At 41.5% G+C, this 13,483-nt stretch carries 12 protein-coding genes; all 12 read right to left on the reverse strand.

The window, feature by feature from the left end:
- Positions 1-2: 2 nt before the first annotated feature.
- The 12 genes from GO816_RS01755 to bamA all read right to left on the reverse strand — a co-directional run bounded on the left by GO816_RS01755 (position 3) and on the right by bamA (position 13,467).
- A complete protein-coding gene (locus tag GO816_RS01755; protein ID WP_198171395.1) occupies positions 3-1,877 on the reverse strand; it encodes a mucoidy inhibitor MuiA family protein in 1,875 nt (624 codons plus the stop codon).
- A 122-nt stretch (positions 1,878-1,999) separates the two neighbouring features.
- Positions 2,000-3,592 carry a complex I subunit 4 family protein gene (locus GO816_RS01760; RefSeq protein WP_157539634.1) on the reverse strand — a complete coding sequence of 531 codons (1,593 nt, stop codon included), beginning with the start codon at positions 3,590-3,592 and terminating at the stop codon, positions 2,000-2,002.
- A 5-nt stretch (positions 3,593-3,597) separates the two neighbouring features.
- Complete coding sequence (locus GO816_RS01765) at positions 3,598-5,658, reverse strand: NADH-quinone oxidoreductase subunit 5 family protein (RefSeq protein ID WP_232336464.1); 2,061 nt, start codon at positions 5,656-5,658, stop codon at positions 3,598-3,600.
- A 2-nt stretch (positions 5,659-5,660) separates the two neighbouring features.
- Positions 5,661-6,155 (reverse strand): TonB-dependent receptor plug domain-containing protein, encoded by a 495-nt coding sequence (locus GO816_RS19000; RefSeq protein WP_157539635.1) that lies wholly within the window; start codon positions 6,153-6,155, stop codon positions 5,661-5,663.
- The gene (gene nuoK / locus GO816_RS01775; RefSeq protein WP_157539636.1) at positions 6,155-6,460 is read right to left on the reverse strand and encodes an NADH-quinone oxidoreductase subunit NuoK; all 306 of its coding nucleotides are present in this window, start codon (positions 6,458-6,460) and stop codon (positions 6,155-6,157) included. Before nuoK ends, GO816_RS19000 begins: the two co-directional genes overlap by 1 nt.
- Positions 6,457-6,978, reverse strand: coding sequence for an NADH-quinone oxidoreductase subunit J family protein (locus tag GO816_RS01780; RefSeq protein WP_232336465.1), 522 nt, complete (start codon positions 6,976-6,978; stop codon positions 6,457-6,459). Before GO816_RS01780 ends, nuoK begins: the two co-directional genes overlap by 4 nt.
- 26 nt (positions 6,979-7,004) lie before the next feature.
- Positions 7,005-7,598, reverse strand: a complete 594-nt coding sequence (locus GO816_RS01785; RefSeq protein WP_317163571.1) for a 4Fe-4S dicluster domain-containing protein — start codon at positions 7,596-7,598, stop codon at positions 7,005-7,007.
- An 81-nt stretch (positions 7,599-7,679) separates the two neighbouring features.
- Positions 7,680-8,750, reverse strand: coding sequence for an NADH-quinone oxidoreductase subunit NuoH (gene nuoH, locus GO816_RS01790; protein ID WP_157539639.1), 1,071 nt, complete (start codon positions 8,748-8,750; stop codon positions 7,680-7,682).
- 161 nt (positions 8,751-8,911) lie between these two features.
- Positions 8,912-9,751 carry a glutamate racemase gene (murI, locus tag GO816_RS01795; protein ID WP_157539640.1) on the reverse strand — a complete coding sequence of 280 codons (840 nt, stop codon included), beginning with the start codon at positions 9,749-9,751 and terminating at the stop codon, positions 8,912-8,914.
- Between the two features lie 63 nt (positions 9,752-9,814).
- A complete protein-coding gene (locus GO816_RS01800; protein WP_157539641.1) occupies positions 9,815-10,327 on the reverse strand; it encodes an OmpH family outer membrane protein in 513 nt (170 codons plus the stop codon).
- A gap of 52 nt (positions 10,328-10,379) precedes the next feature.
- Positions 10,380-10,910 (reverse strand): OmpH family outer membrane protein, encoded by a 531-nt coding sequence (locus tag GO816_RS01805; protein WP_157539642.1) that lies wholly within the window; start codon positions 10,908-10,910, stop codon positions 10,380-10,382.
- A gap of 7 nt (positions 10,911-10,917) precedes the next feature.
- Positions 10,918-13,467, reverse strand: coding sequence for an outer membrane protein assembly factor BamA (gene bamA / locus GO816_RS01810; RefSeq protein ID WP_157539643.1), 2,550 nt, complete (start codon positions 13,465-13,467; stop codon positions 10,918-10,920).
- Positions 13,468-13,483 lie beyond the last annotated feature (16 nt).

The following is a 13,483-nucleotide window of genomic DNA, read 5'->3' on the forward strand; positions in this document are numbered from 1 at the left end:
TACTACTGAACTATTACGTTTTGATTTTTAGGATATTTAACCTGGTACTTAAGCCTTAATTTTTTCTCATCAAGAGGCTTGAGATCAAATGCCCACGATGTTTTACCGGTTATGGCATCCACCTTTGCGCCTGATGCTTCCTGCGTTTCAACTTCAATGGCCGAGTTTTGTGCTACCGGAAGCTGATCTTCAACCAATAACTTTACTTGTTGCGCTTTACGGTTTTTAACGCTGATAAGCCAGTCGCGGGTTTCTTTCCTGTTTGATCCAAGCAGGCCTCCCCTGTCTTTTAAATCCTTTTGCAAGGTACGGGTTACAATAATATTTTTATCAGTTCCTAATGATAAGTTAAGCGTATCGGCAGTTGAGCTTGTATTTAGTAATGATTTACCGATGAATGTTCCTTCGAAAAACAGGTTAGCCTCACCCGATAAAAAGTTATACTGATTCCAATTTGTCAGCTTGGCGGTAAGGAAAACGTCAGTACTCAACTTAGGTGCTGTGTAATACTCATACTCCGCCGGAATGTTTAGCTGGTTAATTTCAACCAAATACTGCTTTCCATCACTTGGGATACTGTAAGGATTGGCTATTGTAAATTCAACATTGGTTTGATTTTCACTCTTTTGAACCACCAGCGGATTAGTAGAGATCGACGACGTTCCGCGAAGCATAAGCCCTGGTGTACGTGCGGCCAGGTTTTCCTTTTTGTATTGGTTATTTGAACGTCCGTAACCAATAACAACTACATCGTTTAAGTATTCGGTAGCTGGTTTCAACGATACATTGATAACCGGTAAGGTTACAAATCTTTCCACAACCTCATATCCAATATAAGAATACTCCAGATATTGGCCTCCCTGCGGTATTTGAATACTGTACCTGCCGTTGGCATCAGTAACTGCACCTATAGATGTACCTTTAACCTTTACAGTTACACCAGCTAACGCTTTGCCATCATCTACGCCTGTTATAACGCCGGTAACGTTGGTAATGCTCAAAGCCTGACCAGCATACACCATACCCAAATTAAGGTAATAAGGTTGTAACTCAGGCTTACTGCCGCTGGCTGTTGGGTTACCGGTTGAAAGCGTAAGTTTAATATTGCTCCAATCCTCGCCGCATTGCTGGCTAACGTTAGCCTTGTAAGCAACCGTAATTAGGCTATTGATGTTTTTAGCGCGGATATCATAAGTTGGAAACCAACTGGCATTTCGCGCCACATAAGTAAGCGTAAATACTGAGTTTAAAGCCGCCTTTGATGATATGGTGACTAATACATTACTTGTTGCACGAGTATTGCCTTTATTAACATCAGATATCTGCTTATTGTATTTCTGCATTTCGGCATCTAACTGCGCAATAGCATTATTTACTATTATCTCTTTTTTACGTATTTCGGTAAGTCGAGCCGTTTGAAAGTCAAGTGCCTGTTTTAGTTTAACAACATCCAGGTTGCTGTTTTGTCCGCTTACTACCTGGTTTTTTATGAGCATGTTCTCTTCTTCTTTATAGATAGCAAGCGTGCTGTTTTGCAGCTGTATTTTTTGCCGTAGCTGTGCCTGCTGCGCCAGTAATTCTTCTACACGCTTTTGTCTGGTTTGCTGGTTCAAAAAGTCGAGCTCGTGCTTTACCGAAAGGATAGTAAAATCACCGGCCGACTTCACTTGTATGCTCTGCACATCAATATCGGGCGATATACCTTCAAACCTTAAGGTTGATGTACCAGCGGCTACATTTACTGTTGCCGTGCGTGTTACCTGAGCACCGTTTAAAAACACGGTCACCTTTTGCACTTTGGTGGGCACCTTTTGATCGGCCCTGGCAGCAAAAACTAATACGAACAGAAAAATTGAAGTTAAAAATTGTTTAGACATGGTTTTGTTGCTTAAATAAATACATTTTGTGAGTTGTACCAACGCCATTTGAGGCGCTATACAACCACAGGATGCAGTAGCGTGCATTATTCCATAAAAGAATTTAAATGCAGGCAACATTTTTATTTAGGCTGTAAAAACTGTACTAAAGCAATAACCGAATCATTTATTTTACCAAACACCAGTGAGGGCATTACACCTAACATCAACGCAAAAACAGCCAATGGTAACAAGGCTATCTTTTCACGAAGTTTTAAACCGGTTAAGGCATCCTTCCATGCTTGTCCGCCTTTAAGGAGTTCTTTGCCAAAGAACATGCGTTGTAATGTCCATAAAAAGTAAGCAGCACTTAGCAATATACCTACAGCACCACAAACTGCCATCCACTTAGGAATAAATATAGATTTAAATGAACCAGCCAGCGTAAATGCCTCGGCAATAAATGCAGAGAAACCGGGTAAACCTAGTGAAGCAAAAAACGCAATCATTACGTAAGTTGTGTACTCTGGGTTAACGGTTGCTAAACCTCTGAAGTTGTATATATCACGGTCGTGTACACGATCATAAACCACGCCTACCAGGAAGAACAGCATAGCCGATAAAAAGCCGTGACTGATCATTTGCATCATGGCACCACTCATACCTTCAGGTGTTTGCGAGGCAATACCTAAAAGTACAAAACCCATGTGCGATACTGATGAATAGGCAATAAGGCGTTTCAAATCGCGTTGGGCCAGGGCATTAAGCGCACCATATAAAATAGATACAACACCAAGTAAGCCTACCCAAAACGAACTCTGCACAGCAACCTCGGGGAAGATGCCCATACAAATACGAATGATGCCGTAACCACCTATTTTAAGTAACACACCTGCTAATATGATTGATACAGGCGTTGGTGCCTCCACGTGCGCATCAGGCAACCAGGTATGCAACGGAACCACAGGTACCTTAATAGCAAAGGCAATGAAGAGTACAGCAAAGCCTACTACCCTTGCAGGTATCCCCAGCAGCGTTGCATTGCCAGCCAGTGCAAATACCGAACCCGACTGATAATTTGCGGGGTTCATCATGTGAATAATGTTGAAAGTATGGTTACCTGTTTGCGGGTCTGTTACTGACAGGTAAAGCCCCACCATAATCAGCAGCATAAACACTGAACCGAAAAGTGTATAAAGGAAAAATTTTATAGCTGCATACTCGCGCCTTACACCGCCCCACATGCCAATCAAAAAGTACAGCGGCAGCAGCATCAGCTCGTAAAATAAATAGAACAGGAAGAAGTCGAGCGCACAGAATACACCTGCTACGGCCATATCCAGCATCAGGAAAAGCACAAAAAAGCCTTTTAAGTTGTCCTTTATCTCCCATGATGCAAGCACTGCAATTACCATCACCACGGCACTCATCACCAATAGCAGTATTGATATGCCATCAACTCCAACAAAGTAATCAATTTGCATGCGGCCTGCGTTACCCAGGTTAATACCAATCCACTCGGTTTTTTGCACAAACTGGTACTGGCTCTCGTTACTTATACCCGCATGTGCTGCCCCTGTTTGAAAGTTAGCATACAGGTATACGCTTAAAGCAAGCTGCACCAGCGTAGCAAAAAGAGTGATATACTTGAAGCTTTGCCGCATTGACGATGGTAAGGCCAGTATGAGCAAGCCAAATAGCGCGGGGATGAATATAAACAGCGTAAGTACGTTCATCAGGTTCAGATCAATAATTTAAATATAAACACGGCTAAAATAATTGCCAGCATACTAAACAGGTAGTATTGCACCTTTCCACCCTGAAACGAGCGAAAGAAGCTACCTACACCTTTAACTAACAAGGCCACACTATGTAAAAAGCCATCAACAAGGTAACGGTCTGTCCAGGCGCTAAGGGATGATAAAGCTGCGGTAATGCGCTGTAGCAAATTGATGAATCCATCAATAACCTTGCGGTCTAACATAAAAAGTGAACGACCAAAGCCAAGTACGGTATTGACTATCACGTTGCGGTAAAAAGCATCAATGTACCACTGGTTATATGATAGCTTGAAAAAGAAGTTTTTTTGCCCGAATACCAGCTTGCGTTGCTGTATGTACACTGCGTAAGCCCAATACATTACAAAAACGCAAAGCAAGTTAACGCCTATTGGTATTATGGTATGGTAATTATTTTGACGCGCCATGTGCTGCGACGGTGAAAAACCTTCAAAAAGCCATGCATGCTCGTACAAAAACGGATTTAATGAAAATAATGGAAACAGGCTGCACAGTGACAAAAGGATCAGCGGCGCTTTGAAATTCCAGCTGCCATCACTAATGTGCAAGTGCACGTTGGGCAATATTTCTTTAATTTTAAACTCACCGAAGAATACCTTAAACATTAAACGTGCTACATAAAATGCCGTAATTCCGCTGGTGAGCAAAATGGTTATGGGTATAATTTTATAAGCCAAACTGCGGTTTTCGGCCCATTCAAAAGCTTGTATTAAAATACCGTCTTTAGATAGGTAGCCGGATGTTAAGGGGATACCTACAAGCGCTAAGCAACCCACTAATGTTGCAATAAAAGTAACCGGCATTTTTTTGCGAAGGCCACCCATGTACAAAATATTCTGAGGGTCGATATCAAGGGCGTGCTCATCTTTTATATGCTGCACTTCATGAATTATCACACCTGCACACAGAAACAACAAACATTTAAAGAACGCGTGCGTAGCTAAATGGAATAACGAAGAAGCGTAGGCTCCTACCCCCATTGCCATAATCATATAGCCTAACTGCGATATGGTAGAATAAGCCAGAATACGTTTTAAATCGTTTTGGGTAAGTGCTATTGTTGCCGCCATAAAAGCCGTAAAGCACCCTACTATTGCTAAAATATCAAGCTCGGTATTATTGAACATAGGGTACACCCTGCCCAGCAAGAATACGCCTGCTGCAACCATGGTTGCAGCGTGTATTAAGGCCGATACGGAGGTTGGCCCTTCCATAGCATCTGGCAGCCAGGTATGTAATGGAAACTGGGCTGATTTTGCTGCAACTGCAAGCAGGATTCCAATAAAGGCAACATATTGCCACACTGCAGGCAATTCACCAGCAGGTGCCGTCCAAAGGCCATTTTGTATTGCAGATTTGATGACTAAGCCATGCTCACCAAATAGCTGAATTAAATCAAAAGTGTGGTATTGTGTAAACAAGATAATAATGGCCGATAAAAGACCGATATCACCTATGCGGTTAATGATGAATGCCTTTTTATTTGCTTGAACAGCGTTGTCTTTAGTGAACCAAAAACCTATGAGCAGGTAAGATGAAAAGCCTACCAGTTCCCAAAAGGCGTACAGCATGATCACGCTATCAACCACCACCAGCGCAAGCATACTGAAACAAAACAAACTTAAATAAGTGAAGTAGCGCTTTTGCTCGGCAGCCTTGATGTAGGCTGTTGAATAGATATGCACCGGTAAAGCAATTACCGTAACCAGCAATAACATAAACACCGAAAGGTTATTGAGCAGCATACCAACATAGACCGGCGTTTGCCCTATGGTAAACCATAAATACTGCTGATGCAATTGCTTGAAGTTCCAAACACGGCTAAAAACCACTATTGATAAAGATACCGCTGCTACAATAGCCAGCACCGATATCCACCCAGAAACCTTGCCGCTTTTAGCAGGCAGCAAACGGTTAATAAACGCTGCTACCAATGGCAGTAAAACTGCTGCAAGGGCAAAGTTTATGGTTTGTACATCAATATTTGAGAGCGCGTGATTCAAGGTTATGGAATGGTTGTGATTTTTACCGAGCCTTTGTTATTGCGTTTCGGTTTTTCAAAGTCAACTTTGTGGATAGCATCGGCCTTAAGTAATATAACCTCATTAGGCACTATGCGGGTAGTGTCATTTACTACTTTTCCGTTTATTGAAAAAGTAAGATTCTTGTCTGCAGGATTATCCTTCACGTAACTTCTGTATTTTGAAGAAAACTTCCCTAGCTTATCCTGCGCTGTTTTAATAGTGAACGGTTTAGTGTTAACCAACACCACACCATTTACCCCGCGTGAACCATAGATTGCCGTAGCAGATGCATCTTTCAACACGTTAATAGATTCAATATCTTTTGGGTTAATGGCTGATAATGCGTCGTTGGTAGTACCTTCTAACACCTTACCATCAACCACATACAAAGGTTGATTGGATAGCGTAGTTTGAGCCTGTGTTTTTAAGCCAAACGCCACCGTTAGTACGAACAAGTAAAATATTGCTTTTTTCATCAGTCTTTCAATTCGTTGATTCTGCCCGGATCAATAGTTTTATAACGCCTGTAAACATTAAGCACAATGGCCAAAGCTACAGCCGTTGCTGCTGCGGCTAGTACAATGGCAAAAAGAGCAAAGGTTTGTCCGCTGCTGTTTAATTTGTCGAACCGGCCAAAAGCAACCAGATTTAAAATTGCAGCATTTAACATCAACTCAACCCCTATTAATATTTGCACTGCATTTTGCTTGGCCAGTATTACATACAAGCCAATGCAGAACAATGCTCCACTTAAAACAAGATAATGCGTTAGGGTGATCATGCAGCCTCGCCCTCCTTGCGTGACAAATGTGCCGCTCCAACCAAGGCCATCAACAATAATATTGATATAGCCTCAAACGGCAAAAGGTAGTTGGTCATGAGATTTACGCCAATGCCGTTTACTGTTACATCGGTTACGGTAATAACATTTTTTTGAGCTATTGATTGGCTTATCCAACTGGCATTATCAATATTCGCCTTTAAAAAAACGTTCACTAACACTATAAAAAACAACACTGCCAGCATTAATGCGGGTAACTTGTTAATGGCTATTAAACGATTAGTTTGCTGCTGTAACCCCGAAAGCAACTCGCGGCCCGAAAGCATAAACGCAAAAAGAATAAGTACCAAAATACCGCCTACGTACACCACAACTTGGGTAATAGCCACAAAATCGGCAAGGCAAAGTACGTATAGGCCTGCCAACGCAAACAAGGTAACAAAGAACATGAATACCGAACGCACTAAATTTTTACTTGCTGCAACGTATAAAGCCGAGCCTAATGCGATTGCTGCCATAAGGTAAAACATAACCGTTATCAAAGTCATGCTCCTCCCTCCTTTGCTTTGAGTGCAGCTTGTTTGGCAGCCAGCTTGGCCGCCTGTTGTTGCTCATACTCCTGCTTTTTCTCCTGCACAAGCTCGGGGCTCATATCTGAAAAACTGTAAGTTAAATCGCCAAGCTGGTAAACGCTCCTGTCATATTGATTGGTCATGGTAATACACTCCGTTGGACACACTACCGTGCACAGGCCGCAGTATAAACATTTAGCCATGTCAATATCAAAGGTCTCGGCATAAAGCATTTTCTTTGAACCGTCAGACGTTTGACCGTAGGCTGACGTTGCCTTGATTGATTTAATGTCAATACAATCAACCGGGCATATTTTGGCGCACAAATCACACACAATACAGTCGTCAATTTCAACATCCAACTGGTAGCGCCCTACCTCCGGGATTGGTAATTGTTGCTTAGGATACTGTATGGTATTGGTTTTATTTTCTAACTCGGCAAAATAATTCTTTGCTTTTACAGGCGTCATAGACCTTTTGCCTTTACCCGCCACAATATGACGCAGGGTAAGCGTTAAGCCTTGCCAGGCAGTTATAAAAGCGTTATATGTATTTTTTAACAACACGTTTTCTTATCACCTTCCGAATTTGCGGAACTCAATAAACAATTTACAAATACCTATCTTTTCACATCATGACTTCTGCACTTACATTACCCATAAGCGCCATAAGCCCGATATAACCATACATAAAAAGCCAAGCGGTGTAAGTACTTTCCAGCACAGGTTCATCAACTGATCAACCCTCAAGCGCGGGAGCGTCCAACGTATCCACATTTGAACGCCAACCAGCGCAAGGCTTTTTATCAGTGTCCATAGTATGCCCCAAACAATACCGGTGGTCCAGTCGGCCAGTTTTACTGCACCAATATTTGGCAGCGGAGTGTTCCATGCACCTAAAAAGAGTACAACGGCAACCATCGATACCATAAACATCATGGAGTACTCGGCTAAAAACACCAACGCAAAACGTACGCCGGTATACTCGGTATGAAAACCTGCTACCAGTTCTGATTCTGCCTCGGGTATGTCAAACGGTGCCCTGTTGCTTTCTGCCAGCGATGCGATGAAGTAAATAACAAACGCAATTATAAGATGCGGTGCTTTAAATACATTCCAGCTTAACAAGCCACCTGTATGGGTAACATCCCACAAACCTAAAAACTTCACTTTCTCTGAAGATAGTATTCCCTGCTGTAAAGATATCTGCTGCAAATCGAGCGTTTGACTGATCATTACCACGGCTATAATTGCAAAACCTGCGGGTATTTCATATGATATGATTTGTGCCGCTGAACGCATAGCACCTAGAATAGAGTACTTATTATTAGAACCCCAACCTGCCATCAAAATGCCTAGTGTTTCAATAGAGACAATGGCAAACACGTAATATAACCCGATATTTACTTTTGATGGAACTACCTCGGGCGCCCATGGCAATGCAGCAAAGCCAAGGTATACCGATATAAAAATTATCATTGGGGCCAGCGCAAACAAAACTTTATCAGCCGCAGCAGGAGTTATCAGTTCCTTTTGCAACATTTTAAGAATATCAGCCAGGGTTTGCAACGAACCAAATTTGCCTGTTTCGGTTGGCCCAAGCCTGTCTTGTATAAAGGCTGATAGCTTACGCTCGGCATATACACCAAATAGTGCAAATGCTGCTGCAAAAGCAAAAAGCCCAACGGCTACAACAATATTAAGTACATATGAATTCAAAGCAAGTTATTTGCAATTAGGCTGCAAACTTAGCTATTTATATGCAGATGATGAGGCACTATTTGGAATTATTCTATTGTACTGGTAGAGTATGAATTTATGATTACAGATGATGGCCATCAACACTGCATCCCGACTGTTTACAACAAGTTTGATATATACTAATTGTCGCTTGTTAACGACGTATATTCAGATTTTACCGGTGACGAAAAAAACACGGAGGCATGCTCGTCGAAATCAGTGGTATCGTCACTAGTTGTAAAAAAACGGCGGGTGCAAGTTTGGGTAACATTCTCTTCGATGTCAGTATGCCTTTTCAAATAATCGGCAAGGCTATCGGCCACTATTTGCCCCTGAGATACCACTTTTATTAGTGGTGGTAAATGCCCTTCAATTTTGCTTTGCAATAAAGGATAATGTGTACACGCTAATAGTATGGTGTCAATCTCGGCCGATTTTGCCAACACCTCATCAATGTAAAGTTTTACATAATAGTCGGCCCCCGCCTTATTGTACTCACCACTCTCAATTATTGGCACCCATAATGGGCAGGCCTGCTGATGTACTTCAACATCCGGAAAAAATTTTTTAATCTCGAGGAGATATGACTCTGATTGAATAGTACCGGTGGTGCCTAAAACGCCTATTTGTTTGCTTTTACTGTAATCACCTATTACTTCGGCAGTGGGCCTAATAACGCCTAATACCTTTTTGTCAACATAGTTAGCAAGCATGTCTTTTTGCTGAATGGTGCGTAATGCTTTTGCTGATGCCGTGTTACAGGCCAGTATAACCAACGGGCACCCCTGCTTAAACAACCACTGAACACACTCCCAGGTATATTGATGGATGGTGTTAAAAGATCGGTTACCATAAGGAGCGCGACTGTTGTCGCCCAGGTATAGGTAATCATACTGCGGCAGCTTTTCAATAATAGAACGCAATACGGTTAAACCTCCTATTCCTGAATCAAATACCCCAATGGGCCTTGTAACTTGCATAGCACAAAAATAAAAAAGGCGAGGGTAATACCCTCGCCTCTATACTTTAAGTTTACAGTTGTATTATTTAATACCTAATTTAACTTTAACTGCCGGCATAAGGTCATCTCCCGCAGGCGATACAATTAAACCAGTAGTGGTTGAATCAAGTACATAAGTGTAACCTTTTTCTTTAGCAACAGCGTTAATTGCTGTTTTAACTTTATCGCTCAAAGGTTTGAATAACTCAGAGCTTTTAGCTTGTACTTGTTGCTCAGCATTTCTGTTATAATCCTGAATGCGTTTTTGCATATCCTGTAATTCAGATTCAGCAGCTGTACGGGCAGCATCAGTCATGCTTTGTCTGCCTTTTTCGTAAGCTTCACCTTTTTTCTGAAACTCAGCCTGCATGCTTTGCGACTGATCAATAAAAGTTTTTTGATAGGTCTGCAATTGAGTTTGGATTGGTTTTAAGTCGGGCATTGCTTCAATTACGCCGTTAAAATCAATATAACCAATCTTAGTCTGTGCTTTAGCAAAACCCGCCGTCGCTAACATAAATACTGCAACTAAAGCAACTTTAAATAAATTTTTCATTTCTCTTGTATTGTTCTGTGTTTAATCGTGTGCTATTTTAATCAAATTAACTTTATCTCGCAAATGCTCCAGGTTTTAAACCTAAACGGGTAACAACGGCGTCGCTTTTATTATACCGCGGATTAGCGTACAACATCATTACCTCACTGTTTTTGTCAAAAATCATATCCAGGTTCTCACCCTCAGCAACTGCTTGTACAGCTTTAGACACCCTTTCTTGAATTGGTTTAACCAGTGAACTGCTACGTTGTGATAATTCTCCGTCAGGACCAAATTTTGAGCGTTGAAAATCCTTTGCAGCTTTCTCTTTGTCTACAATTTCTGCCTCACGGCGTTTCTTCATTTCAGGTGTCATTAAAACCTGATCGGCCTGATAGGCTTTATACAACCTGTCTATTTCCTGAAATCTTGAATCAACCTGCTTTTGAAACTGGTCAGACAGTGCTGCCAATTGCTTTTGCGATGAAGCGTATTCAGGTATATGTTTCAGTATATAATCGGAATCAACATAGGCAAAACGTTGTGCCCATGATGCAGAAACACTGATTAACGCAATTACTATAGTTAATATTATCTTTTTCATCTTTCTGTTAATTAAATCCACCGTTTAAGCTTTGCGCGATAGAGAAGTGGAACTGGCCTTTGTTTGCATCACGAATGCCCGGGATTTTATCAAACCCGTAACCGTAATCAAGCCCAAGTAAGCCAAATATAGGAAGAAATATTCTTGCACCAACCCCTACCGAACGTCGGATATTAAACGGATTATAATCGCGGAAATTGTTCCATGTATTACCACCTTCGGCAAATGTTAATAAAAATATTGTGGCCGACTGACTTGCAATAACAGGGTAACGCATTTCAAGGGTAAACTTGTTATAAATTGGGCTACCAGGGTTAGTATCGGCGCTGTAGTTACTACCAACCGGTACTAATGAAAAGTTTTGATAACCACGTAAACCAACAATCTCGCTACCTTGAAGGAATTGGTAGGTTGCCATACCATCACCACCTAATTTAAAGCGCTCAAACGGCGATTGACCAACCAGCTTGTTGTAAGAACCCAGGAAGCCGAAACGGGTTTGGGTCATTAACACCAATTTACCGGTAATTTTAGTGAACCACTGTGCATCAAATTTCCATTTGTGGTACTCTACAAAACGGTAACGCTCCTCGGGTGGGGCAATACGGTAGTTTGTATTGTTGAACAATGAATATGGCGGAGTTACCTGCAATGTAAAGCGTATGTTTGAACCACTGGTTGGATAAATAGGCGCATCAATTGAGTTGCGGCTAAGCTCCTGCGTTAACTTGATGTTGTACGAGGTACCGGTTTGGAACAGGTAGCCCGAAAATCTGTCAAGCGTATAGTGGTCAAAGTTTAACGAGTAGTTTAACTGGAAGTAGTTATCAGGCCAGTTTAAACGCTTACCCAAGGTTACACCCAAACCGTTAATGCGGAGGAAGTTGTAGCGTGGGTCAGACTTTGGATAGAATTGACCGGTTGAACTTAACTGCGTGTAAGCTGATAAACTGAAGTAAATAGGTTTTTTACCACCTAACCACGGCTCAGAAAATGTGAACGAAAAGTTTTGATAGTTACGACCGTTGGCCTGACCACGCAAGCTCAACTTTTGACCGTCGCCTTTTGGAAGCGGTTTGTAAGCTTTACCGTTAAACAGGTTTCGCAATGAGAAGTTGTTGAACGTTAAACCTAACGTACCTACCAACTGGCCACCACCAAAACCACCCGAAAGCTCAATTTGGTCAGACGGCTTTTCAACTACGTTGTATAAAATATCAACCGTACCATCTTGCGGGTTGATGTTGGTTGGTTTAGGATCAATTTTAGTTTCATCAAAATTACCTAACTGGGTAATTTGACGCGTACTGCGCACAATAAGTGCCTTCGAGAACTTTTGACCAGGTTTAGTTGCAAGCTCACGTATTACAACCCTGTCATTGGTAACATCATTACCTTTAACCATTACGCGGTTAATAGTATACTGAGCACCTTCGTATATACGAATGTTAAGGTCAATAGTATCATTATAAATACGTGTTTGTACCGGCTCGGAGTTGAATGTTAAAAATCCGTCGTCAAGGTATAATGAGTTTACATCATTACCATCAGGCGTACCACCGTTAAGGCGTTTGCTTAACTCTTCCTCACTAAATACATCACCTTTTTTAATACGTAATATTTTGTTCAGTACGGTTTCAGAGTAGCGGGCATTACCTGTCCATGTAACATTACCAAAGTAGTATTTGTGGCCCTCATAAACTTTAAGCTTTACGTTTACGGTATTGTCATCATGTTTCCAAACCGAATCGCTCAAAATTTCAGCATCACGGTAGCCTTTGGCCTGCATTTTTTCAATCAGGGCCTGCTTATCTTCTTCGTACTGGTCTTGCTTAAATTTTTTTGAACCAAATATGTTATAAAACTTACGCTCGCGGGTTTTAGGTAAAAACTTTTTCAGCTTGGCATCACTGAAAGCTTCGTTACCTTCAAAAATAACTTCGTTGATTTTTACCTTTTGCTTTTTATCAATAGCAACGTTCAGTATAACACTGTTTGAATCGGCCGGGTCGCGCAGTTGTTTAATGTCAACTGTGGTATTCAGATAGCCTTTCTCATTAAAATGCTTTTTAATAATTGCCGTTGTGGTATTAAGCAGGTTTTCGTTTACAATTTTCCCGGTTTTATCATTCAGCTTCTTTTGCACATCTTCAATTTCACCTTTACGTATACCTGTCATGCGCAAACGTGACAAACGCGGGCGCTCTGTAACACTCAATTCAAGGTAAACCGTATCAAGGTTAATTTTGGTAATGTATAATTGAACGTCATCAAACAAACCCTGGCTCCACATGTTCTTCAGGATGTTAGCAGATGCTTCACCCGGAAGATTAATGCGGTCGCCTTTGTTGATTTTGGCAATTTGAATAAGCACATCTTTGTCGAGGTTTTTGGTACCCGACACGGTGATATTACCTATAATATAATCTTTAGGGTTGAGGTAGCTCAAGCTATCAGTAGAAACAGCCGACCGGTTTAAACGGTTACCGCCACCAAATTGTGCCATGGCTGCCGAACTGATAAGGGAAAAGAGAATTGCAAAAAAGAATTTATTCATCCGAATATTTTGTGCC

Source organism: Mucilaginibacter aquatilis (assembly GCF_009755275.1).
Classification (GTDB): domain Bacteria; phylum Bacteroidota; class Bacteroidia; order Sphingobacteriales; family Sphingobacteriaceae; genus Mucilaginibacter; species Mucilaginibacter aquatilis.